The organism is Thermostichus sp. MS-CIW-30 (genome assembly GCF_054058015.1).
On sequence record NZ_JBSRZW010000012.1, the window covers coordinates 16808 to 41186 of the forward strand.

Genomic DNA, 24379 nt, shown 5'->3' on the forward strand with positions numbered 1-24379 from the left:
TGCACTGCGGGCCGACCTTGCCGGCACAGTTGCCCCCATCCTACCCAAGGACTCCTGGCTTGCCACGAGGGAACAGAAAGAAGAGATCCCTGCTCCCAGGCGTAATTCCCCCGAAGACCCCGCGGAAAAATACCGTCTCCCGCGGAGAACGGGGATGCTAAGCTATCTCCACACCCGAGATTGAACCCACCCTGGGGCCTCTCTCAGGTGTTCCCTTCTGTCGAGATGGTTGAAAGGAGAAGAGCCATTCCGGAACCCCTATCTCTGACGGTCAGCTTGCGCGGCAGCCGCGAGGCGCTGGAAAACTGCCAGGTCTTTCACCTGACTGGCCTTCTGGATGCCTTTTCCGAGCCGGTCTTTGTTAAGGTGGTCACCAAATACCTGGAAGAGGGATCCCCTAACCTCATCTTGGATTTGACAGGGATCGACTTCATCGATAGCTCTGGCGTCGGCGCCCTGGTGCAATTGGCCAAGCTGGTGCAGGGCCGCGCAGGTATCTTTCAGGTGGTGAGCAATCCCCGCATCACCCAAACGGTGAAGCTGGTGCGCCTGGAGAAGTTCCTGTCTTTGCGCAACTCCTTGCAGGAAGCCTTGGATCGCCTGAAGGAAGGAAGTACGGGCAGTACAGAGACCGCCTGATACGTAATAAGTATGGGTCTGGGAACCTTTTGGGGGATCAGTGCTGGAGCAGGGGATCCCGACTGGATCACGGTCAAAGCAGCCCGCATCCTCAGCACGGTCAACTGGGTGGCCTGTCCCCAAAATGCTGCCGGCCAGCCGGGCTTGGCCTACCAAATTGTGCGCCCTTGGCTGCGACCGGAACAAACCCTCTTGCCGCTTCGCCTGCCCTTTGTCACCCAGCCGGAAGTCCTGCAAGCTGCCTGGCGAGTGGCTGCCCAGCAACTAGCCCCACTCCTAGAAAGGGGAGAAGATGTCGCCTTCATCTGTGAGGGAGACGTGGGCCTCTACAGCACCTTCGCCTACGTGGCCCAAGCCCTGCGGCAGCGGATCCCCGCCTTGCCCATCCAGGCCATACCGGGGGTGTGCTCTCCCTTAGCCGCTGCTGCTGCCCTGGGATCCCCCTTGGTGCTCGGCTCCGAGAAATTGGCGATTTTACCGGCTCTGTTTGCCCTCTCGGAACTGGAGCAGGCTTGTGCCTGGGCTGAGGTAGTCGTCCTCATGAAAGTGGCCTCTGTCTACCCTCAGGTTTGGCAGTGGCTGGCCGAAAGAGGTTGGCTGCAACAAGCCAGCTTGGTGGTCTGGGCCGGCTGGCCTCAGCAAACCCTCTTCCCCACCCTGGAAGGACTGGCCGACTACCGGCCCCCCTACTTTTCCCTGCTGATCCTGCGTTCTCGGCCCCGAAATCAAGATTCTCTTAACCTGGAAAACGAGCTACAGCTGGAATGAGTTTTCTAGGATAGGGAATGAGTTCCTTCCGGCGATTAAGCCCGAAGCAGGGGTTGGTCGGTATTTTTTTGCGTGTGTTTCCATTGAGCTTAAGTCCCGTACCGAGCCGGCTTGTTTCCCCAAAAAATCAGGTGTCCTGTGACGGAAAGAGGCTGAGGAATCCGAATCCAGAATGCTGGGATCCCTCATTGACCTGAACCAAAAAGAGATGAAAAGACCAAGTTAAAGGAATGATCCAGCCTGTTAAGAATGGTTGCCGCCCTTGGTGGAGAGATCGGCTATAGGTTAGATTATGAATGTAGTGATTCAGGCGAGGAGGATAATATCTCATCCCCATCTCAAATGCGAGGCACCGCTTCTCGACTGACTCAAATCCAAAATTCTCTCCAAAGTTCTCTGTCGGTCAACGCTCTGATCCAAGCTTCCGATCCGTTGCTTCGGCAGACTCTCCTGAGAAGTGGTTGTCTCGCTCAGCAGAGCACCTGGTACCTACGACAGGTTTTCCTCAAAGCAGAACAAGGGAGTTAGGCAGATAGCAGTTGGGCTTGCTGCACAAGCCACTGGGAAAGTGAGAGAGCGCTCTAGGTGTTCCTCAAATAATCCTCAAATAAAAGTGGTTTTGCCAGATCAACAAGCTCAGCCGGCTATTTTGAGTCTCCATTCATGAGCGAGTCAGGGTGGGAAAATCGGTGATCAGGTTCAGGTGCTCTCAACCTGCAAGCTCTGCGAGTCGGAACCAGCGCTCAGTGGGACAAGGACTGCGGGCTTTAGCAATTCGAGGTTCTCTCAGTTCATAGTTTCACTCTCACTTTCAGGAGGTTGCTATGTTTACCTTTCTCTCAAAGATTGCTAGAGCAATTATCCGCATATTTGCTCCTGCCAAGTCCGATCTGGTGGAAGTGGGTTACCAGCCTATCACGGATGATATCTATCGCATCAACGGCTCAGCCTGCCATTTTAGCGATCTGGAGATCTCATCGTAAACCTCAGAGTCGGATTCTGGTGTCGGAGCGGCCACTGGCGCTGGCCCAAAAATTGAGTTCGTTTGTTTGCCGACTAATTTGTCGAGCCCAGTAGTGGGAGCGGTTGAATCAGCTACAGGTTAAGACAACAGAATAAGTTTTACAGAATAAGTTTTGATGAATCTTGGATGCGGTTAGTCCGCGTCGGCAGGGGTGGTTTTCCTCCCTGTGGCCAAGTCCTACCGGTTCAGTGGTGGCTCCCCGTGGGGGTCACCACTTATTGTTTTGTTGTTTGCAAGTTGTTTGGGAAAATAAGGGGGATGCCTGCGGTTGCCCCGTCTCAACCTGTGTTGCCTTCCCCTGTGGTTTACCCGGCTACACCGGGCGATCTGGATCCCTTGGCCGAAGTTCTGGCGCAGGTTTTTTATCCGCCCTCAGGCCTGCAACGCTGGATCCACCCAATTCGCAAGCTGGGCATTCGCGAAGAGTTGCGCCTCAGGCTGGCCGCAAGGGATCCCTACTATTGCTGTCTGGCGGCTGCGGTGGGATCCGAAGTGGTGGGCACTGCCGAGATCTCTTTGCGGGTCACAGCCCACGGGAAGTATCCCTACCTCTCCAACTTGGCGGTGCTGCCCGGCTGGCGGCGGCGAGGAATTGCTCGTCTGCTTTTGCTCAGTGCTGAAGGGGTGGCGAAAGGGTGGGGCTACCGCTGTTTGCATCTGCACGTGTTGGAAGACAATCTCCCCGCGCGGCAACTGTACGCTCAACTGCGCTATACCCCCATCGAACGCACCTCTCAACTCTGGCGATGGTTGGGGATCCCTCCGCAGCTTTTGCTCTGCAAGTGGTTACCTTGAATTGGCAAAGGAATTGGCAAAGCGGCAACATTGAGCTGGCAGAGTGGAGATGCTTCCCACCCCGCTGGCTTGCTTCTGCGCAGTGAGGCGAGTTCCTGGACTCATATAAAGTTATGTAAACTAGAGATGGGTTCTAGAGAGGTCTCGGAGGGGCAGTGAGGGAATTGGGCAGGGTTTTCATGGGATTGGTTGTGGGCCTGCTTGTGGGCTTTGGGATGGCTCAGCCTGCCTGGGCCCAGTGGGGAACTACTCCTCTCCCGCCAATAGGTTCTCCGGCACCGGAGTTCGCATTGCCAGATCAAGCCGGGCAAATACGGCGGCTGGCGGATTTTCGGGGGGAGTGGGTGGTGTTGTATTTTTACCCCCGCGACTTCACTTCCGGCTGTACGATTGAGGCCCGCCGCTTTCAGCAAGATTTGCCCAAGTTCCGGGCCATGGGGGCACAGGTTGTGGGCGTGAGCGCTGACTCGGTGGACTCTCACAGGCGCTTTTGCTCGGCAGAAGGGCTACAGTTTCCTTTGCTGTCGGATCCCGACGGCACGGTCAGTCGAGCTTACGGCTCCTGGATGGGCGATGTTGCCCTGCGCAATACGTTCTTGATCGACCCGGAGGGGATTTTGCGAGAAATCGACCCAATTGTAAACCCCAGCCGCCACAGTGCTGAGGTTCTGGCCCAGTTGCAACGGCTTGTCGGTAGCTAGCCCTCTAGCTTTCCGGGCCAAAAGTCTGCTCGAACTCGTAGAGCAACTCGTCGATCTCCTCCAGCGCTTGGTTGACATCCACGCGCAAGCTGCCCAAGTCTGGCTTTTCCAGCAGCTTGGCTACTGCTGGCCGGCGTTCGCGGATCAGCTTGATGCGCTCTTTCAAGGCGGCAATTTCGGCGGCGTCCATGACTTCAGAGACCCAATCCACTCCCTTAGCTTATCGTTTCCTCCCAGTCGCCGGGATCCCTTTCTGAACCACCGAGAGCCAATCATAATAGAGCTGCGCAACCTGGCACTCAACCCCGCTTCAGCTAGAAATTGCAGGAGCCCCGCACTGTACCCGTAGGTTCGGTGTCGGGAGGAATGCTATAATAATACTGCGGACACCAGAAACGGTTGTTTAGGGCACTGGTAACGGTCGATTGGGGGTGCAGTAAACCACCCCAGAGGCTCGTGGTTGGCTTGCTAACTGCAGGGCTACTAAAAGCCCGCTCCGTACCGCCTAGCGGTTGGTGTCGGGTAGTTTACAGGTGCTGACATGCTCCCCTACACCCAGATTGTCGCCCACCGTGGGGAGCACACCCACGCCGAGGAAAACACGTTGGCCGCTTTTGCTGCTGCTGTTGAAGTGGGGGCCGAGCAAATTGAGCTGGATGTGCGCTGTAGCCGAGATGGGATCCCACTGGTTGTTCACGATGCCGATTTGGATGGACAGCCTTTGGCCGCATTAACTTGGGCCGAGATTCGGGCCCGCAAACCCACGATTCCCACTCTTGAAGAGACCCTGTCACATATCAAGGGCAAGATCACCCTCGATATCGAACTCAAAGAAGCAGGCTATGAGGAACAAGTCCTTGCCCTCGTTAGCGATATTTTGACCCCCGAAGAATTTGTGATCACCTCTTTTTTGCCTCAGGTGGTGCAGCGGGTTAAAACGCTTTTGTCCCCGCAACCCAAGGTTGGCCTGTTGATCGAGGCAAAGGCTGAGGAGCAAGCCAAGGGATCTTTACTTACCCGTTGCCGGGAGTTGGGAGCGGATTTTCTGGCCCCCCACTACAGTTGGGTGAACTTGCAGTTCTTGGCTGAAGCTGAACAGGCCGGGATCCCTCTGTACGTTTGGACGGTGAACGATCCTGAAGTGATGAAGTTGTGCTTGCAGCCATTTGCCGGCTCAGTAGGACAAAATCCCGTTGTTCAAGGGTTGATTACCGACCGTCCCCAATTGGCTTTGCAAATTCGCGCCCACCGTTTGGCAGGAGTAGAGGGGGCAAAACCCTAGACCATGGGCACAAACTGCACCGGAAAAGCCCCTTTTTGAACCCATCCTTGGGCTGTTTTGCAGAGGATCAGCAAGGACTGGGATCCCTGGGCACCGGAGTCCGAAGGGCTTTCTCCCACCGGCACCACCAAGGTGCCCCCCACCGCCAGTTGATCCAGCAGCACCATGGGCACAGTTGGGGGCGCTGCCGTCACCACGATGGCATCGTAGGGAGCATGCTCTGGCCAACCTTGGTAGCCATCCCCCTGACGCACTTCCACGTTGCGATAGCCCAGGGCAGCGAGGGTTTGTTGAGCTTGAGCAGCCAATGGGGACAGACGCTCCAGGCTATACACTTGCCGGGCCAGCTCTGCCAAAACAGCCGCCTGATAGCCGGAGCCGGTGCCGATTTCCAACACCACCGATTCAGGCGTGAGGCGAGCAGCTTCTGTCATAAAAGCAACAATATAGGGCTGAGAAATGGTCTGGCCATAGCCGATGGGCAGAGGGCAATCCCTGTAGGCCCGATCCCGCAGATCAGAGGGGACAAAAAGGTGACGCGGCACTTTTCCCATGGCTTCCAGTACCCGTGGATCTCGGATCCCTCGTTTGATGAGCTGTTTCTTGACCATCTGCTCCCGTTGGGAAGCAAAAGGATCGGAAGCGTCTGGGGGCTGAGGTTCAACTTCTGGGATCCCAGCTGGAGAGCGAGAAGAATGTCTCCACCGGAAGGATGAGAATGGGTTGATCACCGATACACAACCTCCAGAAACGATGAGCTGCTCAGCTAGAAATCGCAGGAGCCCCGCACGGTACCCGTAGGGTCAGTGTCGGGAGGAATGCTATAATGGTACTGCGGACACCAGAAACAGCTGTTTAGGGCACTGGTAACGGTCGATTGGGGGTGCCGTAAACCACCCCAGAGGTCCGTGGTTAGTTTACTAACTGCAGGGCTACTAAAAGCCCGCTTCGTACCGCCTAGCGGTCGGTGTCGGGTAGTTTACATGAAGCTTACAGCCGGGATCCCCATGGGAGATATGGGATCCGGTTTGATCAAAATTGTAAAGTTTTGTGCGCAATCTGCCGGGGCGAGCAATCACCACCCTGGTTCTGCCAGCGCAAGATCAAGATTTTATAGTGTTGATCCCTACCTTTTCCCCGCAAGGGGAAGATGGTGAATGGGGTGACAGGCTGGGAACTGTCCTAGCGACACCTGGGGAGAGAGGCTGGGTTTAATAGACTGTAAACGTAATTTACGGTACAGATCTATGACAACTGCTGCCGCTTCTGCTACTCCCACTGCCCCTGAGACGACGCTGCTGAACGTTTGGCAAGTGCTGGCGGAAGAGTTTGCCGGTCAGGTTGCCCTACGGGATCCCCACGCGCAGCCAGTTTTCGAGATGTCTTATGGAGAGCTGTTTCGCCGCATTCAAACCCTGGCGGCTGGCCTGCAGGCTTTGGGCATTTGCCCGAGGGATCGGGTGGCCATTTTTGCCGATAACTCCCCCCGCTGGCTGATGGCCGATCTGGCCACGATGTTCACGGGAGCTGTGAATGTGCCCCGCAGCGCTGTGGCGGATCCCAGTGAGCTGGGCTACATCTTGCGCCACTCCGGTAGCACGGCCCTGATTGCTCAGGATCTGAAGACCCTGAGGCGGATCCGGCCGGATGTGCAGGAGCTGGGCCTGGAACGGCTGCTGTTGCTTTCCGATGAGCAGGAAGCAGGGGTGCTGAACTTTTCCCAATGGCTGCAAAAGGGTCGGGAACACACCTACCAACCCCCAAAGCTGGAGCGATCCCAACTGGCCACCATCATCTACACCTCCGGCACCTCCGGTCGGCCCAAGGGGGTGATGCTCAGCCACGGCAACCTGATGCACCAGGTGGAGAACTTGGGCGTGGTCGTACAGCCACAACCGGGGAATAAGGTGTTGACCATTCTGCCCACTTGGCACTCCTATGAGCGGGCTTGCGAGTATTTTCTCCTCAGCCGCGCCTGCATGTTGGTCTATACCAGCCCTCGCTTTATCAAACAAGATTTCCAACAGGAGCACCCCCATTTTTTGGTGGCAGTGCCCCGGATTTGGGAAACCGTTTATGAAGGGATCCAACGGCAATTCAAAGAGAAAAGCCCCCTGATGCAGCGGCTGATCCGCGCTCTGATGGCCGTGAGCGAGAGCCACGTGCTCTCTGGACGGATAGCTCGCAATCAGTCGATTTTGCATTACGGAGTCAGCCCCTGGGTGCGCCTGCAGGCTCGCCTGCAACATTGGCTGCTCTGGCCCCTGCACCGATTGGCCGATGTGCTGATCTACCGCAAGGTACGACGGGCGTTGGGCCCCAATTTTCAACATGCCATCAGCGGCGGTGGATCCCTGCCTGCCTACTTGGATCTGTTCTACGAGGTGGTGGGCATTTCCATCTTGAATGGCTACGGCCTCACCGAAACTTCGCCGGTGTTGTGCGCGCGGCGTCCAGACAACAATGTGCGCGGTACGGCTGGCCCCCCTCTGCCGGGGACGGAGTTTCGCATTGTGGATCCTGAAACTCGACAGCCGCTGCCGCCACAAGAAAAAGGGTTGATCCTGGCCCGTGGCCCGCAGGTGATGATGGGCTACTACAACAATCCAGAAGCCACCGCTAAAGTTCTCAGCTCTGATGGCTGGTTTGAAACCGGGGACCTAGGCTGGCTCACTCCCGACGGCCAACTGGTGATCACCGGCAGGGCCAAGGATGTCATTGTCTTGCGCAACGGCGAGAACATTGAGCCACAGCCACTGGAAGATGCCTGCCTGCAATCTCCCTACATCAGCCAGATTGTGATCGTCGGGCAAGACCAAAAAAAATTGGCTGCCCTCATCTACCCCAACCTCGACGCCCTCAAGGCCTGGGCTGCTGAGCAAGGGATCCCTACTGGCGAGACCGAGCTGCTCGTTCACCCGCAGGTGCGCCGCTTCATCTTGCAAGAAGTACGCCGCCGCATCCAAGAGCGCCCTGGCTATCGGCCCGACGAGCAAGTTGCTGACTTTCGCTTCTTGCCAGAGCCCCTGAGTGTGGAAAATGGCCTCATGACCCAGACGCTGAAAATTAAGCGCAACCCCGTGGCGGAGCGCTACGCTCACCTTATTGAGGAAATGTACCGATCTTTGAAGTAGGGCCAGCCTTCTAGGTTTGGGATCCCCGTTGTTGCTCCAAGTAGCGCCGGAATTGCTCCGGTGGAATGGCCCCTCGGCAGGCTCCACAGTAGTAGAGGGTGAGCACCGCCTTGTAGGCCCAATCGCTTGGCACCACATCCGGGAAAGGGCTGGGCAAAGTATCTGCTTGGTTGTTGGCGCAGGCTTGCAAAATTTGCTCTGTGGTTAGCTGTTCTGCCAGGTCTGGAGGGAGTTCCCGCAGGTTGGCTTGGGCCAGAGCGGCGGTGGGCAGGCTCAAACTGGAGAGGGCTGCGCCCACAAGAGCTGAGGTGAAGAGGTGTTGCACTTTCATAGCACTCCGTGCTGTGCAGAGCACAGACAACTCGAAGAGGGTTAACGAGGGATCGATTGAGAGGGAATCCGTCCGGGGAGTCCCTTCTTCAGGGTAGTACGGACGAAAGGAGCGTCTGGATCTGGATAGAACGCCTCAGCCGCTTTGTTCCCGGATTAAGATGCAGGAAACGGGGGCACCTCCAAAACCCCAAAACAAGCCAAAAGGCAAGATTGAGTCTGTACAGCAGGCTTTTGTGCTGAGAGCTAGAGGCCGATGAACGTATACAAAGGGCCAAGTTTTGACGGCGTGGATCCCCCGGATCCCAAGCTGATCGATGCCTGCGTGCATTGCGGGTTTTGCCTGACCACCTGCCCCAGCTACCGTGTAATCGGCAAAGAGACGGACTCGCCGCGGGGGCGGATCTATCAGATGGATGCCCTCAACCAGGGGCAGATCGCCCTTTCTGCGGCTACGGTTTCCCACTTCGACAGTTGTTTGGGCTGTTTGGCCTGTGTTACGGCCTGTCCATCGGGGGTGCAATATGACCGCTTAATTGCCGCCACCCGCCCGCAAATCGAACGCAACTACCCACGTAGCCTTTGGGATCGGCTTTACCGCCAGTTCATCTTCTCGGTGTTTCCTTACCCGGAGCGGCTGCAACCGCTGCTGTGGCCTCTCTGGCTGTACCAAAAAATGGGGATCGGCGCTTGGATCCGAAAGGGTCTGGAAAAGGTCTCCCCGCGTTTGGCGGCCATGGAATCCCTGATGCCCCCCCTGGAGGTGGAGCAACTGCTGCCCAAGCGTTACCCTGAGCGGATCCCGGCGGTGGGAGAACGCCGTTTTCGGGTGGGACTCATTTTGGGCTGCGTGCAGCGCCTGTTTGCCCCGCAGGTGAATGAGGCCAGCATTCGCGTCTTGACCCACAACGGCTGTGAGGTGGTGATCCCGCCTGTCCAGGGCTGTTGTGCGGCCTTGCCCCACCATCAAGGGCAACTGCAGCAGGCGGAAACCCTGGCCCGCCAGATGATCGATGCCTTTGCCGATTACGAGTTGGATGCCATTCTGATCAACGCTTCTGGCTGCGGGCATACCCTGAAGGAGTATGGCCACCTGTTGGCCAGGGATCCCGACTACAAAGAGAAGGCAGCCCGATTTGCCGCCCAGGTCAAGGACATTCAGGAGTTTCTCGCTCAGGTGGGGTTAACGGCTCCCCTACATCCGCTACAGCCGGAACCCCTGGTGCTGGTCTACCAGGATGCCTGTCACATGCTGCATGGGCAGCGGCTCAGCCAGGAACCTCGACACCTGTTGCGGCAAATCCCGGGGCTGGAGCTGCGGGATCCCGTCGATGCGGCCCTCTGCTGTGGTAGCTCCGGCGTCTACAACCTGTTGCAACCCCAGGTGGCGGATGAGCTGGGATCCCAGAAGGTAAAGAACTTGCTTAACACCGGTGCTCAGGGGATTGTCTCTGCCAATATCGGCTGCCGCCTACAAATCCAGAAACATCTGCGCCTACAGGGCAAAGCCGGGATCCCCATCTATCACCCGATGGAATTGTTGGATCGCTCCCTTACCGCTGCGCGACGCTTTCGCGAACAAGCTACAGGGGCTGCCTCTAGTCCCCGATCTGCTGAACAATTGGTTACTTTGCGGAACCGAAATAGCCATTAAACTAAGCATGTTGGCCGCAGCTATCTGAATGCTGCTTGGATTCCGCACCCGCTTAGAGCTGAATAACCGGCAGAAGACCCTAGCCGCTCAGCACGCTGGGGTAGCCCGTCACGCCTACAACTGGGGCCTGGCCATCTGTCGGCAAGCCCTGGAGAACCGGCAGAAACTCCCCACCGCCATTGACCTGCACAAGCGCCTGGTAGCCGAGGTTAAGAAGGAAAACCCCTGGTACTACCAGGTCTCCAAATGCGCTCCTCAGCAGGCATTACGCAACTTGGAGCAAGCCTTTAAGCGCTGGCGGGGTGGGTTGGGGAAGTTCCCCCGCTTCAAACGCAAGGGAGTGCGAGACAGCTTTTACCTAGAAGGCAGCATCCGCATTTCTGGCGACCGCATCAAGGTGCCTATCTTCGGTTGGCTGCGCTGTGCAGAGTTACTTCCGGCGACCACACCCAAGAACGTGGTCATTAGTCTTCGCGCCGGACATTGGTATATCTCCTTCAAATATGAAGCTCCAGCGCCTCAGGTGGAGAAGACCGGGGAAGTTGTGGGAGTGGACTTAGGTATCCATCACCTGGCCACCTGTTCCGACGGGGAAGTATTCGAGAATCCAAAGCCCTACCGCAAGGCGAGGAAGCGTCTGGCCAGACTGCAACGGCGGCTGAGTCGCAAGCAGAAGGGATCCGCTAACCGTAAGAAGGCAGTGGCGCAGTTAGGCAAGGCCCATAAGCGGGTGGTAGACATAAGGACTCCGTCCCGCTTACGCGATCGGCAAGACAATCTGCACAAGCTAACGACTTACCTGGCCAAGAAGTATCGGGTGGTAGTGATTGAGGGCTTGCAGGTGAAGAACCTGCTCAAGAACCGCAAGCTGGCAGGAGCGCTGTCAGACTGTGGGTTCTACGAGTTGAGGACTCCGTCCCGCTATCGCGAACGGCGACAGCTAGAGTATAAGGCCCGGCTCTACGGCTGTCAGGTGGTGGTGGTGGATAGGTTTTATCCGTCCAGCCAACTGTGTTCAGGGTGTGGGCACCAACAGAAGATGCCACTGCAGGAAAGGGTGTTTTGCTGCCCGTGTTGTGGTCTGGAGCTAGACCGCGACTTGAATGCAGCCCTAAACCTGTTGCGGTGGTACAGAACTACCTCAAGCTCTGGGGGAAGTGACGCCTGTGGAGACTCCTCTGGCGGGGTGGTGGGGGTGAACTCTGCCGCTAGTCATGGGTCGCTGAAGCAGGAAGAAAGCAGCGATGCTGGGCAAAGTTCTGTTTTGTTCAGCGTTGCATAAGTCTTTCGGAGCGGACTTCTTCGGGTCAGGCAGAGGTAGCCGAGGCAACCGGTTGAGTGGATCCTGGATTTCCGGTCGCGCTGGCGTAACCTGGCGCAACATAGCCTCCCACCCCACTTCTCTCCCCCATCGCCGATGGGCTATTCCATCAACAGGCCCAAGTCCAGGTGAGGCTGCCACAGATCGGCCAGGCGCTCCAGCAATTGCTCCCGCTGCTGAGCATAGTGGCCCTCCAGATCCGGCAAAGGATCCCAGCCTTTTTGTCGGCGCAGCCAGTTCAGCCATTGTCGCCGCCACAGGTGGTTGTCAAACAGGCCATGCAGATAGCTGCCCCAAATCCGACCCGTGGGATCCCGCCAGCCCAGGTTCTCTTGCTCGAACAGCGGCAGGCAGCCAGAGGGATCCGCCTGGGTGGATCCCTGATGAATTTCGTACCCCTGAATGGGGGCCAGGGCAGGCCATCGGCTTTGGGTCTGCACCTGCTGGGTGACCTTGGTGGGTTGTAAAACGGTGGTCAAAGGGAGAAAGCCCAGCCCTGGGTAGGTGCCGGCGATCCCCTCCCAGCCTTCGGGATCGGCGATGGTCTCTCCCAACATTTGCAGCCCACCGCAAATGCCGACGATATGGCCGGAGTATTGGCGCAGTTGCTCGGCCAAGCCGGTCTTTTGCAACGCGAACAGATCGTTGAGGGTGGTTTTGCTGCCGGGCAGGATGACCACATCCGGGGATCCCAAACTTTGGCCAAGGTGAACCCAGCGCAGATGGACGGTGGGCTCCGCCAACAAGGGGTCAAAATCCGAGAAATTGGCCACCTGGGGCAAACGCACCACAGCAATCTCCAGGCGCCCTTCCCTCAGGGCTTGGCCACCGGCCCGGTCGCGGCGATCTTCCCAAAGCAGGGGGTTGGCTGCAATTCCCATCGAATCCTCTTGGGGCAGAACCCAATCCAACCAAGGCAAGACACCAACGACGGGGATCCCGGTGTAGTTTTCCAGCCAATCCAGGCCGGGCTGCAACAGTTCCCGCGAGCCCCGAAACTTGTTGATGACAATGCCCCGGATCAGGGCCCGTTCTTCGGGTTCCAGCAGTTGGAGTGTGCCCACCACATGGGCCAGCGCCCCACCTCGGTCGATGTCCGCCACCAGCCAAGTGGGGGATCCCAAATGCAAGGCAACCCGCATATTTGCCAAGTCCCGATGTTTGAGGTTCACCTCTGCTGGGCTACCTGCCCCCTCGCAAAGGATCCAGTCGTACTGCTGTTGTAGGCGAGCAAGGGCTTCTTTGACCGCTTGCCAGGCCGGCGCAAACCAGCGCTCGTAATACTCTCCGGCGCGGTAGGTGCCCACCGCCACTCCGTTCAAGACGATCTGGGAAGTCAGGTTGCCCTGGGGCTTCAGAAGGATTGGGTTCATCTCCACCGCAGGGGGGATCCCGGCAGCCCAAGCTTGCAGAGCCTGCGCGTAGGCAATCTCCTTGCCGTCTGGGGTGACATAGGCGTTGAGGGACATGTTCTGAGCTTTGAAAGGGGCAACCCTTTTTCCCGCTTTCTTGAGAATGCGACAAAGGGCTGTTACCAGCAGGGTTTTGCCCACGTGGGAAGAAGTTCCCACCACCATCAAGGATCGACCTGAACAGCTCACCCCGGATCCCTCACCCTTGGTTTCTGGTTGTTGCCATTCTCTCCGCGGCCAGTCCTGCCAAGCCAGGGCCTCCGTTGGCAAAGGCGACCCCATGATTCCTCAGTTCCCCAGAGCAACGCGCCCTGCTGATGCCAAGAGCCGAAACCCCAGGTCTGCACGGGATCCCAAGGGCTTGCGCCTTTGTGCTCTCGGTTGGATTTTAAGCTGGGGCAGATGGATTCGAACCACCGAATGGCGGGACCAAAACCCGCTGCCTTACCGCTTGGCGATGCCCCAATTCACATTGCTTAACCGGCTTAATTAATTTAGCGATGCAGCTTTAGATCTGTCAACGGTTGCGGTGGCTTCCTGTGTCGTGGGGAAGCTGAAGCTGATACATTCACGCTGAACTCTCCTGAACATGGTTCAGGAAAGAAGCGATCGCATCCTGCCTATCTCTGTTCGCGTCAGCGGGACGGAGTCCAAACAGGAAGGCGGTATCCCGCAAAGCCCTGAGGAATACCCCCCGAGCGCTTTCCCCCTTCACTTCCCGGCAACCGTTGCGGTGGACTCAAGGATCAGGGGGAAACTTGGTCTACTATATCCCTCTCAATGACTTTTGCCAAACCGCCTAAAGCTCAGTAAATTCAGCAAAGTTCAGGGTTTTGGGGGTTAGAGGCATGCTCTTCGCCAAGGCCAGGGCCGATGTCAAAGGGGTTCACAGGGAGAATGCGGGCCACCTCGAAGAAATAGGCGCGGATCTCCGGCCCGAAATAGATGACATCTCCGCTCCTCAGGTAGTGAGTAGCCACCCGCGTGCCGTTGACAAACACCCCATTGGTACTGGACTGGCCCTTGCGGTTGCCGTCGATCAGGCAATAGGTAAACCCTGTCCGGTTGGACTTGGTGGGCACCCGCACCAGGTAAGCGTGGTGACGCGAGACAAACCGATTGACGATCTGGATGGCGTTGGAGGGATCCCGTCCAACCGTGTAGATACTCTCCCGCAGGATGTAGCTGCAGGGCCGGACAGGATGGCAGATGGACAGGGTGAACTCCGGATGGGATACCGGCTGCTCAGGGACTCGATCGAACAGATCTGCTGGCAGATCAAAGCCCTGGCTGGGAAGAAGACTTTTCCCGCCAACCGCCGTGGTGGAGGTAAAGAAATCGTCGTAGCTATGTGACAACGGCCTTCCCCCCTCAACGCTCAACGCCATTTACAGCAGCTTGGCTTTCCAAATTCAAAGTCTTATCTATAATCTTATCTATAGTTCCCCAAAACCCTACTGCTTTCAAAGGAACTCTGGTCTTGGCGGGCTGCCGGAAAACCCACAAGCCCCAGTGTACTGTACTATACACTATAGGCAGTCTTGGAGATACCCCCTTTCCCAAAAAATTGGGTTTGGGTCGGGCCTATTTTGGCTTTCAGGGATCCCTTGGGAGCCACAGCCTCAGGCGGGCTATTCTGAGTAGCAGGTTTTTAACCTTGAGGTGAGGGTGTGACGGAGGCCCTGCTGCGTCGGTTGGATGTGGCCACAGAAGCTGCCCTGGAGGCAGGAGCTTTGCTGCGCAGTTATGTGGGGGGCACCCTTGCCATTGAGGAGAAACGTCCGGGCGACTTGGTGACGGCGGCGGATCGCGCTTCTGAGGATCTCATCTTGAAAATCTTGAGGCGGCACTTCCCCGAAGATGTCATCTTGACCGAGGAATCAGGCCAGCAGGGATCTCCGGAGGGCGCCTACGCTTGGATGATCGATCCCCTAGATGGCACCACCAACTTTGCCCATGGCTACCCTTTTGCCGCCGTCTCCATCGGTTTGCTGCAGGGGCGGGAGCCGGTTTTGGGGGTTGTTTGTGACGTTTTTCGCGGGGATCTGTTTCGCGCCGTCCAAGGAATGGGGGCCACCCGCAACCGTCAACCCATTCGAGTCTCCACAACGGCTGAATTGTCTCGGAGCCTGCTGGTTACCGGCTTTGCCTACGATCGTCGCGAAACCCCCGACAACAACTACGCCGAGTTTTGCCACTTTACCCATCTCACCCAAGGAGTACGGCGCGGCGGATCTGCAGCTCTGGATTTGGCCTATGTGGCCACCGGCCAGTTGGATGGCTATTGGGAGCGGGGCCTCTCCCCTTGGGACATTGCCGCAGGGATCGTCCTGGTGCGAGAGGCGGGTGGCAAGGTGACCGCTTATGATGGCGGCCCGGTGGATGTTTACAGTGGCCGACTGTTGGCCAGCAATGGCTGGTTACACGCTGCTCTGCAAGAAGAATTGGCCCAAGTACAGCCTTTGCCGGTCTCCTTTCCCATGCGGCGGGATCCACGCCCAGCCTATCAGAACCGGGAAAGCTCCCCAGTTGAGTTGAATTGAAGACAGAAGTAGCTGACGAATAATCGAGGAATAATCAAGAAGATTCCAAGAACCCTATGTTGGGCAGGGTAGATAGGAGATGGGTTAGCGGACTCCCCGGAAAACAGCGACATGGCTGCCGGGCGGCACAGTTCGGCCTGGCTCTCCTCTTGGGAGCGATGGCCCTTGGGGTCGCCACTGCTGGCCCCGGTTACCCTCAGCCGGCACAAGGGAAGGTTGCCCCCACCGAGCGGGCACAGCCCCTCGATTCCCGTTGGGCCGAGATCCAGGCCCGGGGGCGCATTCGAGTTGGCTTGGATCCCAGTCTGGGGCCGGCCTATCTCTATACCGACTTGGAGCGACAAACCTACGCCGGCTTCGAGTGGGATATCCTGGAGGCGCTTGACCAAACCCTTCAGGTGCAGGTGGATCCCATCTACGTGGCCTGGAGCGAGCAGTTGGCGGCCTTGCAAGCGGATGAGGTGGACTTGATCTGGGGAGCGCGGGAAGCTTTGGGCTTGGATCCGGAGCAGTTTCTGGCCACCCGGCCCTACTACCTCAGCCCGCAGCGCTTGGTGGTACGGGATCCCTTCCCCGCCTCCGGGCCAGAGGAACCGGCCATCGAGACACTGTCGCAATTATTTGGCCGCAAAGTGGGCATTGTAGTTAACAGTACGGGGGCAGCCCTGCTGGAGGCGTACAACGAGAGGAGAGGCAACGCCATTCGTCTCTTTGCCACCAGCAACCCTGAGCGCTTGTTTGCTCAGCTACAGGCTGGCCAGTTGGATGCCGTGCTGGTTGATCAGCCCGTTGCCGCCCTGAACCTGCGCCAAGCCGGATCCCGGCTGCGCCTGGTGGGGCCGCCCCTGTTCCCCATGCCTCTGGTGGGAGTAGTATCCTCTCAGCATCCTTCCCTGAAGGAAGCTGTGGATGGGGCGATTTCCAGCCTGATCGAAAACGGAACCTTGCAGCAGATTTTAGAGAAGTGGCAACTATGGGATCCAACTCTAATGTCCCCCGCCTCAACCGAGGACTAGCCCGCTACGAGACTGACCATTTCGCCATCTTAGGCGTGCCCCTTACCGCCGACTCCAAGGGGATCCGGCGCGGCTACCTGCAGGCGGCCAAGGCCCTCCACCCGGATCGGTTTGTGGGGGATCCCGAAGGTGCAGAACGCGCCAACATCCTCTTTGCCAAGCTGGTCAACCCGGCCAACGAAGTGCTGACCAAAGAGCGGGAGCGAGGGGAATACGAAACTGTGCTCAAAATGCGGATTAAACGCCTTTTGGAGACACCGCCCTCCGACCTTTGGCCCTCTGGGGAAGCTGTCAAAGGCTTGGCCGAGCGCCCCGATTGGCAAGAAGAGTATGTCAGGCGGGTGGAGAAGCTGGCCAAAGAACAATACAGCTCCATGGAAACCCTGCTCGAGAAAACCGAGCAATTGAGCGAGCTGAACCTGGCCTATTTGTTGCTCAAGGCCGGCTACCAGGGGAGCCTAGCCCCTGCCTCTAGAACCACTACCGCGACCGGGATCCCAACCCCTTCCCCCAGCCGTACCACTGTGGGTGGGATCCCAGCCTCCCCCGTCGTTGCTCCGCCCACCCGTCCCCCTGTTCAGCCTGTTCCCACCCCACCGCCTGCCCCCAAGTTCAGCCCTGGGGAAACCCGCTTTATCCAAGCCTTGGACATGATCGAGCGCAAGCAATACCGGGATGCAGTGCAATATCTGAACTTCGCCATCAGCGCTGAGCCCAACGTGGCCCGCTACTACCTGCACCGGGGCATTGCCCACCTGAAGCAGGGGAATGCTGGCATGGCCAAAGCAGACTTTATGCAAGCCAGTCGCCTAGAACCTGCCAACGCCGAGTTGATGGCAGAAGTGCGCCGTTGGATGCAGCAAGTCACCACCCAACAGCCCGTTCCCGTCCCCAAGGACTCCGTCCCGCCAACGCGAGTGGCCAGCCGTCAAACGTCACAGGCTCAGAAAGTGGTGCCGCCTCCCCGCAAAGAAGACAACGGCGGGTTCTTCAGCCGCCTCTTCGGCAGGAAAAAGTAGGCAGAGCCCCCCTTAACGCGCACCCCCTAGCACCAGCAGCGTCACCAGGGATCCCGTATTCCAGAGGCTGTGCAGTAGGATGGGAGCCAGCAGGTTGCGGCTGTGGCTGTACACCACCCCCAGCACCACCCCCAGCATGGTCAAAGGCAGCAGATCGGAAAGGTTGAGGTGGGCAAGGGCAAAGGTGAAGGCGCTAAGCCCAATGGCGGCCCCCATAGGCAGGTAGCGGCTTAGAGTAGGCAGCCAAAAGCCCCGGAACAGCACCTCCTCAAAAACAGGGGCACAGACAGACACCACGGCCAAAAACACCAACCGCGCCCCCCAACCATGGCTATCCAGCAGCAGGGGCAAAATGGGATTCCCACCCCCCGCCTGCGGTAGCAGCAATTGCGAGAGTGCCGCTGCCAGCACCACCAAAGGCAAGGCCACCCAGTAGCCACACAAGCCCCACAGCAGCCAAGGACCCCACAACCGCACCTGCAGCACCCTCTGCCAGCCGGGGTAGGCGTGCAAGAGACGGTACAATAACCCTGCCCCCAGCAAAGCGCCGGAATTGTAGGTGAGAAACAGGGCTACCGCCTGCTGCCAAGGGCTGAGCTGCCGTGCCCCCAGGCCGAGGATGATGATGTAAAGTCGAGGCACCAAAGCGTTGAGGGCGATAAACCCCAAAAACCAGCCGGTCAGCACCGCTTGCGCCCCGATCCCCGGCCAAGGCACTTCCCAAGCAGGGCCCAGGAGCGGACGTTTGCGCCAAAGGCTCCAGCCCAGCCAGCCCAACAAGAGCATCAACCCCAGCAGCGCCCCCAGCACGGGGATCCCGCCCACCACCGCCAGTCGAAATAGAGCCGCCAAGGCCAATTTTTCCTGCTGTTGGTTGAGGGCATTCAGGCTATCGCTGCGCTGCTGCAGTCGGTAAAGCTGTTGCAGAGCCACCGCCTCAAACCAGCCATCCAGATGATTGCGAATCTGCACCTCCGCCTCTGGCAAGATGCGCCGCGGTGTTCCCCACAGCCCTTGCAAAACCCGCGCTGCCCCCTTTTGGCTCGATTCCAGCTCCACGGGACGTTCCAGGTCGATGATCTGCTGCCATTGCTGCCGAGCAGCTTCCAGATCTTCTTGGTAGGCATAGAGCAAGCCAAGGCGCAGCCACAGTGCATCCAGCTCCGTCTGCAAATCTTGCATTGAGGCCAAAAGGGCGGGATCCACCTCTGGAGATTGGGCCAGTTCTGGGCTGGCCGCCTCAGATTCGCCAGCAGGAGTTAAACGGGCCAGCCGTTTCAAACGTTTCAGGCGTTCGGTGTAGTTATCGGCGGTCTGCTGATAGCGATTTTGGGCCACCTTGAACACATCCTGACCCAAAAGTGCCCGTGCCAGATCCTGATAGCGGGGATCATCGAGGGTGCGGGAAGCCTGCAGGGCGAGATCGGTTTGCAACAAATCCAACTGCGTTTGGGGCGGCGGCTGAAACCAACTGCTGGAAAGAGAAAGCCCGACAATCACAATGGCCAATAGGCTCAGCAGGTTGAGGATCCCACGGCGAACAGAAAACCAAGCAGAAGAGGGGTCGGCAGAGGCCGTGGTTTCAGAGTGAGACATTGCGGCGACGGATCCAACTCAAGCGGGTTATATCCTATCTTCTGTATTGTCTTGGCGGAATGGAGTTGTTATTACTGCATTACGGATTTGTCCTGTTGTCACCGTCGCTCCAGCCAATAGCGATAGATGGGCAGGCCCAGTTGTAGGCAGTGCCACTCCCGCTCCGTGGGGATGCCGAGGGGATTGGAGTCCAAAGGCCCCTGGTGGGGATCCCAAAACTGCGGATGCTCTAAAAATCGAGCTGCCATTTCTTCGGCCACCTCTTGGATATCCGATTGCAGGAAGACGGGGCTGCCCGGTCGCAGCAGCAGAGCCAGATCCGCCACCAGTTGGGGCTGGACGATCCGCCGTTTGTGATGGCGCTTTTTGAACCAGGGATCCGGAAATAGGATGGTCACCCGGCTGAGATCCCCCGGCGCAAACAGATGCCGCAAAGAGACATTGATGTTGGCAAACAGAAAATGGACGTTATCCAGCCCCAGCTCATCCCGCCAGGCATTGGCCCGCTCCACCAGCGCCTGCCGAATCTCTACCCCTAGGAAGTTCCAGTCGGGCTGCTCCTGAGCGAGGCGCAGCAGAAATCGTCCGCTCCCTGTGCCGATATCCAGATGAAAGGGCTGCCCCAGCCGTCGGTATACCCGCTCCCAATGGGGTGGGGGGGTGGGCTGCTGATACTGCGCCTGCAGGGGATTGACGTGCTGCCGTACCCGGTGACCGAGGCCCCTCTGTAAGGGGATCCCGGCCCAAGGCGGAGAAGGGGGGCGCTTCTCCAGTTGGCCCTCAGGCGATTGCTGCCCCTGTTGCACCTCTGCTTCCATAGACCACCTCCTGCCGCCAGCTGCGGCCCTCGCCCACTGACCAAGGGATCCCCCAGCTTGGAGGGGAGCGACAAAAGTCCAGGAGATCTAGGCTACCACCGGATGCTGTCGATGACTTGCCGCAAGATCTGGGCCGAGCGGTGCAGCTGCTTGCGCTCGCTCTCGGTGAGGGACATGGCCAGCGTGCGTTCCACCCCCTGCCGCCCGACCACTCTGGGCAAGCTGAGACAGACCTCTGGCAGATCGTACTCCCCTTGGGTGAGGCTGCTCACGGTTAAAACGCGGTGTTGATCCCGCAGCAGGGCTTGGACAATTTGCGTCACCCCTAACCCGATGGCGTAGCTGGTGGCCCCTTTGCGACGGATGATCTCGTAGGCAGCGTTGCGCACCTGCTCGAAGATATCCCCCAAATAGGCGGGATCCCAGTCCGGTGAGAGTTCCCCAATCGGGGTGCCGGCGATGTTCACCTTGCTCCAAACGGCCACCTCGCTATCTCCATGTTCGCCGATGATGTAGGCGTGCAGGCTACGCGGATCCACCCCCAGGCGCTCCGCCAAAAGATAGCGAAAGCGGGCTGTGTCCAAAACCGTCCCCGACCCGATCACCTGCCCTGCCGGCAACCCCGACAACTTCAGGGAAACGTAAGTCATGATGTCAACGGGATTGCTCACCACCAAAAGGAGTGTGTCAGGGCAATGCGCCATCAAGGCCGGGATCAAGCCTTTGAAGATCTCGACGTTGCGCTGCACCAAATCCAAGCGGGTTTCTCCAGGGCGCTGCTTGGCCCCTGCCGTTAAAATCACTACATCTGACCCGGCGCAATCAGCCAGTTCCCCTGCCCGTATCCGCGTCGGCTCCACAAAGGGGATCCCGTGCACCAGATCCATCACTTCCCCTTCCAGCTTGTTGCGGTCGATGTCGTGAAGGACCAGCTCATCCAGAGTGTTCTGGATTACCATCGAGTAGGCACAGGCCATGCCTACCTGGCCGGCGCCGATGATGGATCCCTTCAAAAGGCGGCGAGAAGTCAGCCCCTCGACCTGCTGCTGGGAGCGCTGCTTGGGTTGGTGCTTAGAAACAGTCATGGCTGCAGCCGCTACTCTTCGTTCTCCAGCTTAAGCCTGCCTAGAGGAAGAAAAAAACAGGCTACCGCTCTCCAGAAGAACTGGAAAGGCGAGAAGAGGCAGGATCGGTTGCCGCAGCGGACTGGATCCATCTGAAACAATAAAAACAATAAATAGCCCTCTAACCTTCAACAGTCCTCAACCCGGCTGCTGGGTTAGCCGCTGCCAAAGCTGCGGAGGAATGCGCTCGTGAGGACACTTTAGGGACTGAATCTGAGCTAAATCTTCCGGCATGTAGTGCAAGGCTACCCGCGCTGCCGGATCCAAAAGGCTGCGCCGTCGTCGGTTACATTGCTCCGCTTCTCCCAGAAACACGTCCAGCCAGCCATCTCGCTCTTGGTAGCGAATCCTCAAAGCAGAGAGAGAAGGCAGAGCAGAGGAAACTTCTTTGCGGTAGAGCCGAAAGCCCTGCTCCAGACTCCAGCCCAACCACCACTGAGGCGCCAATTGCCCCAACTGCCTACACCACACCCCCGCCTGAACCTGTTGCCATGCCATGCTTGCCACTCCGCAGCTTGTTCTCCTGAGAAGACTTAACTGCAAATCTTTAGCAATTGCTACTTGGGTAAGCACTCTACCAGACTCCTCAAGCTTAATGCAAGTCTTTATCAAAGAGGATCCCTACTTTGCCGGCACGCTATTGAAAGCTAATCTCAATAGAGCTATGCTGTTACTCGGTTGAGTGGTGGAGTTGTATCCATCAGTCTTCCTCTCTTGCCTTGGATGCATCGGGGATCCCACGCCCGCGGAATTAGCCATCCTGGGTCTGGCAGGGATCCCTTTTCCAGGGCTAGCTGAGGTTCTTTCTAATGAGAGCAGTTCTAACTAATAGGGGCCTGGTTCCTTCCCAAGCGTGTCGATGTACGGGTAGAACAAGTTCGGGAGCCAGAAGCGGTTTAACCTTGAAAACGGCGACGCATAGCCCTTCACGTCGGCAGGACAGGCTTTTTAATAATTCTTTTAATTAACCTCAAGAGTTGCTTCAAAGAATATCCCCTCCGGAGCACCCAAAAGCCCGTGCCAGCCCGGGGATCTTTTGTATCGAGAGACACACAAACTCCCCCAACAATTCCATAGGATGACCGTAGAATGGCAGAGACAGCGTGAATTCATAGCTGTTTTTTTCGGCTTGCCCTCCCCGTTGCCCGAGCGTCTACTGGGTGTTCCTAGCCTATGGTTGAAAGGGGGACTGCTGGGCCAGACCAGGCTGGCAGCGTTTATGATGCGCTGACGCGGGCCGATCTGTGGAATCCCCAGGTCATGTACCGTGGGCGCCCGGTACAGGCTCGGGGACGGGCTGTGCTGCGCACCATGTTCGAGAGCGTCAGCGATGGGTTGTTTGTCCTTGAGTGTCTGCCCCCGGAGCCAGAAAGAGGCTCACCTCAACCGCGCTGTCGGTTTTTGGTGGGTAACCCGGCTTTTTGCAGGATGTTTTTTCTCTCCTCTCGACCTATCGAGGGAGAAGAGCTCCAGAGTTGTCTACCGCCTTCTCTGGCTGCGCAGATTCAACTGCACACCGAACACTGCCTCAGCCATGGCCGGCAAGTGAGCTTTGAGCTGAGCCTAACGGCCTCTGCCGCTCCCGACCCAGAGTCGACCCGTGTTCTAATCGTTACCCTTTCTCCAGTAGTTGAGGAGAACAAGCCAATCAGCCGAATTGTCGGCTCCTGTCAGGACATCACAGCACGCAAGCAAGTGGAGTGGCAGCTACAGCGCAGCCAAAAGCAACTGTTGGAGCACAACCGGGCTCTGATGGAGCTCACCCGGCACAAAGCCCTCAGCCAAGGAGACTTACAAGCTGCTCTGCAACAGATTTGTACTACAGCCGCCCATACCCTGGGGGTGGCACGGGTGGGGGTCTGGCTCTACACGTCGGAGCGCTCCAGCATTCGCTGCATCAATCAATTCGAGATCACCCCAGACAACCCCGAGGGATCCCATACTCAAGGGGCGGAGATCTGGGCCAAAGACTATCCCCGTTATTTTCAAGCCCTGGAGCAAGAGCGCACCATTGCTGCCGACCAAGTGGTGGCGGATCCCCGCACCGCCGAGTTCGGCAATTCCTACCTGACAGCAATGGGAGTGGTCTCGATGCTGGATGCCCCCATTCGACTGGAAGGACGGATGGTGGGAGTTCTCTGCCACGAGCACATTGGCTCCCCTCGCCACTGGACCTTAGAAGAGCAAAACTTCGCCGGATCCCTGGCGGATTTGGTGTCTCTGGCCCTCGAGATCTCGGAGCGCCGGCAAGTGGAAGAGGAGCTGCGCCAGGCTGAGGAGCGCTATCGCAATTTTTTCGAGAATGCGGTAGAGGGCATTTTTTTCACCGATGCGGCAGGTCGGTATCTCTCCGCCAACCCGATGCTGGCCCAGATCTGCGGCTACAGCTCCCCCGAAGAATTGATGCGCGAAGCGAAAGAGGCGGGCAAGCGGCAGCTCTATGTGGATCCCAGCCAGTGGGAGGAATTTGTGCGGCTATTGCAGGAGCAGGGATCCGTACGCGGCTTTGAGTACCGGCTGCGGCGGCGGGATGGCTCGATCATCTGGGTCCGAGAAAAGGCCCGTTTGGTTAAAGATAAAGCCGGAAACATCCTCGGCTATGAAGGCATCTGCGAAGACATCACCGCCCAAAAGCAGAGCTTAGCCTACATGGAGTTTCGCGCTCATCATGATGCCCTGACAGGTTTGGTGAACCGCGAATCCTTTCGGGAGCGGCTGCAGCAGGCCCTGCAGCAATACTACAGTGAATCTCTGGCCCTCTTCTTTGTGGATTTGGATCACTTCAAAGACATCAACGATACCTTCGGCCACGGTGTCGGCGATGCCCTGTTGCAGGGGGTAGCTGAACGGTTAACCAAGTGCGTTCGCCCTGGAGATATCGTCGCCCGCTGGGGAGGGGATGAGTTTACCCTGCTGCTGCCCCGAATTGGCAGCCCCACAGTGGCAGCGCGTCTGGCTCAGCGGATTGTCGATGCCTTTCAAACTCCCTTCTCCTGCGAGGGCCATTCCCTTTCCGTGACCTGCAGCATTGGCGTCGCCCTCTACCCCCAAGACGGCGTAGAAGTGTCCACCCTTTTGCACCATGCCGACTTGGCCCTCTACCAGGTCAAGGAAAATGGCCGCAGCGGCTTTCGACTCTATCGGCCAGTTTCAGGGATCCCGGCAGCAGTCCGCAACACTATCCTGTAAGCTGGTTGGGTCAG

The 24379-nt window shown here is 58.0% G+C and carries 21 protein-coding genes and 1 tRNA gene; 12 read left to right on the top strand and 10 right to left on the bottom strand.

The genetic code is table 11. The features are described from left to right. The first annotated feature begins 225 nt into the window (after positions 1-225). The 4 genes from ACVWXW_RS07040 to ACVWXW_RS07055 all read left to right on the top strand — a co-directional run bounded on the left by ACVWXW_RS07040 (position 226) and on the right by ACVWXW_RS07055 (position 3927). A complete protein-coding gene (locus ACVWXW_RS07040; protein WP_011433770.1) occupies positions 226-639 on the top strand; it encodes an STAS domain-containing protein in 414 nt (137 codons plus the stop codon). 12 nt (positions 640-651) lie between these two features. After that, complete coding sequence (locus ACVWXW_RS07045; RefSeq protein ID WP_414350039.1) at positions 652-1407, top strand: precorrin-2 C(20)-methyltransferase; 756 nt, start codon at positions 652-654, stop codon at positions 1405-1407. 1282 nt (positions 1408-2689) lie between these two features. Further along, the gene (locus ACVWXW_RS07050) at positions 2690-3226 is read left to right on the top strand and encodes an N-acetyltransferase family protein (protein ID WP_457403332.1); all 537 of its coding nucleotides are present in this window, start codon (positions 2690-2692) and stop codon (positions 3224-3226) included. A gap of 179 nt (positions 3227-3405) precedes the next feature. Next, positions 3406-3927, top strand: a complete 522-nt coding sequence (locus tag ACVWXW_RS07055; protein WP_414344495.1) for a peroxiredoxin — start codon at positions 3406-3408, stop codon at positions 3925-3927. A gap of 4 nt (positions 3928-3931) precedes the next feature. On the opposite strand, the gene ACVWXW_RS07060 is transcribed toward ACVWXW_RS07055, so the two are convergent. Beyond that, on the bottom strand, positions 3932-4117 hold the full coding sequence (locus ACVWXW_RS07060) for a hypothetical protein (RefSeq protein ID WP_414344512.1): 186 nt from the start codon (positions 4115-4117) through the stop codon (positions 3932-3934). A gap of 351 nt (positions 4118-4468) precedes the next feature. On the opposite strand from ACVWXW_RS07060, the gene ACVWXW_RS07065 reads away from it, so the two are divergent. Next, complete coding sequence (locus ACVWXW_RS07065; protein WP_457403334.1) at positions 4469-5209, top strand: glycerophosphodiester phosphodiesterase; 741 nt, start codon at positions 4469-4471, stop codon at positions 5207-5209. Here the strand turns inward: ACVWXW_RS07065 and ACVWXW_RS07070 are convergent. Continuing rightward, positions 5206-5940, bottom strand: a complete 735-nt coding sequence (locus ACVWXW_RS07070) for a protein-L-isoaspartate(D-aspartate) O-methyltransferase (protein ID WP_457403335.1) — start codon at positions 5938-5940, stop codon at positions 5206-5208. The two genes, ACVWXW_RS07065 and ACVWXW_RS07070, sit on opposite strands and share 4 nt — an antisense overlap. A 516-nt stretch (positions 5941-6456) precedes the next feature. Here ACVWXW_RS07070 and ACVWXW_RS07075 point away from each other — a divergent pair. Next, positions 6457-8343, top strand: a complete 1887-nt coding sequence (locus ACVWXW_RS07075; RefSeq protein WP_457403336.1) for an AMP-dependent synthetase/ligase — start codon at positions 6457-6459, stop codon at positions 8341-8343. A 10-nt stretch (positions 8344-8353) separates the two neighbouring features. Here ACVWXW_RS07075 and ACVWXW_RS07080 read toward each other — a convergent pair whose 3' ends face one another. Then, on the bottom strand, positions 8354-8674 hold the full coding sequence (locus tag ACVWXW_RS07080; RefSeq protein ID WP_457403337.1) for a hypothetical protein: 321 nt from the start codon (positions 8672-8674) through the stop codon (positions 8354-8356). A gap of 255 nt (positions 8675-8929) precedes the next feature. Here ACVWXW_RS07080 and ACVWXW_RS07085 point away from each other — a divergent pair, with 255 nt between their 5' ends. Further along, positions 8930-10327 (top strand): (Fe-S)-binding protein, encoded by a 1398-nt coding sequence (locus ACVWXW_RS07085; RefSeq protein WP_457403339.1) that lies wholly within the window; start codon positions 8930-8932, stop codon positions 10325-10327. Between the two features lie 28 nt (positions 10328-10355). Continuing rightward, positions 10356-11609, top strand: coding sequence for an RNA-guided endonuclease InsQ/TnpB family protein (locus ACVWXW_RS07090; RefSeq protein WP_457403340.1), 1254 nt, complete (start codon positions 10356-10358; stop codon positions 11607-11609). A 140-nt stretch (positions 11610-11749) separates the two neighbouring features. Here the strand turns inward: ACVWXW_RS07090 and ACVWXW_RS07095 are convergent, their stop codons facing one another. From ACVWXW_RS07095 to ACVWXW_RS07105, 3 genes are all read right to left on the bottom strand, one after another. Next, on the bottom strand, positions 11750-13249 hold the full coding sequence (locus ACVWXW_RS07095; RefSeq protein ID WP_457403371.1) for a cobyric acid synthase: 1500 nt from the start codon (positions 13247-13249) through the stop codon (positions 11750-11752). A 204-nt stretch (positions 13250-13453) separates the two neighbouring features. After that, a tRNA-Gln gene (locus ACVWXW_RS07100) sits at positions 13454-13525 on the bottom strand. Between the two features lie 350 nt (positions 13526-13875). Further along, entirely contained in the window at positions 13876-14448 is a 573-nt protein-coding gene (locus tag ACVWXW_RS07105) for an FHA domain-containing protein (RefSeq protein WP_457403341.1), read from the bottom strand. Positions 14449-14730: 282 nt separating this feature from the next. On the opposite strand from ACVWXW_RS07105, the gene ACVWXW_RS07110 reads away from it, so the two are divergent. The 3 genes from ACVWXW_RS07110 to ACVWXW_RS07120 all read left to right on the top strand — a co-directional run bounded on the left by ACVWXW_RS07110 (position 14731) and on the right by ACVWXW_RS07120 (position 17638). Continuing rightward, positions 14731-15603 (top strand): inositol monophosphatase family protein, encoded by an 873-nt coding sequence (locus ACVWXW_RS07110; RefSeq protein WP_414332096.1) that lies wholly within the window; start codon positions 14731-14733, stop codon positions 15601-15603. A 158-nt stretch (positions 15604-15761) separates the two neighbouring features. Next, complete coding sequence (locus ACVWXW_RS07115; RefSeq protein WP_457403343.1) at positions 15762-16619, top strand: ABC transporter substrate-binding protein; 858 nt, start codon at positions 15762-15764, stop codon at positions 16617-16619. Continuing rightward, a complete protein-coding gene (locus ACVWXW_RS07120) occupies positions 16577-17638 on the top strand; it encodes a J domain-containing protein (protein WP_457403344.1) in 1062 nt (353 codons plus the stop codon). Before ACVWXW_RS07115 ends, ACVWXW_RS07120 begins: the two co-directional genes overlap by 43 nt. Positions 17639-17650: 12 nt before the next feature. Here ACVWXW_RS07120 and ACVWXW_RS07125 read toward each other — a convergent pair whose 3' ends face one another. The 4 genes from ACVWXW_RS07125 to ACVWXW_RS07140 form a co-directional block, all read right to left on the bottom strand. Then, positions 17651-19234, bottom strand: coding sequence for a CPBP family glutamic-type intramembrane protease (locus tag ACVWXW_RS07125; RefSeq protein ID WP_457403345.1), 1584 nt, complete (start codon positions 19232-19234; stop codon positions 17651-17653). Positions 19235-19332: 98 nt separating this feature from the next. Continuing rightward, positions 19333-20052: a tRNA (guanosine(46)-N7)-methyltransferase TrmB gene (gene trmB / locus ACVWXW_RS07130; RefSeq protein ID WP_414343030.1), complete on the bottom strand. Its 720-nt coding sequence runs from the start codon at positions 20050-20052 to the stop codon at positions 19333-19335. A 92-nt stretch (positions 20053-20144) separates the two neighbouring features. After that, the gene (locus ACVWXW_RS07135; protein WP_011433746.1) at positions 20145-21065 is read right to left on the bottom strand and encodes an L-lactate dehydrogenase; all 921 of its coding nucleotides are present in this window, start codon (positions 21063-21065) and stop codon (positions 20145-20147) included. Positions 21066-21314: 249 nt separating this feature from the next. Then, complete coding sequence (locus tag ACVWXW_RS07140; protein WP_011433745.1) at positions 21315-21674, bottom strand: hypothetical protein; 360 nt, start codon at positions 21672-21674, stop codon at positions 21315-21317. A gap of 675 nt (positions 21675-22349) precedes the next feature. Here ACVWXW_RS07140 and ACVWXW_RS07145 point away from each other — a divergent pair. Beyond that, positions 22350-24365, top strand: coding sequence for a diguanylate cyclase domain-containing protein (locus tag ACVWXW_RS07145; protein WP_457403346.1), 2016 nt, complete (start codon positions 22350-22352; stop codon positions 24363-24365). Positions 24366-24379: the final 14 nt, after the last annotated feature.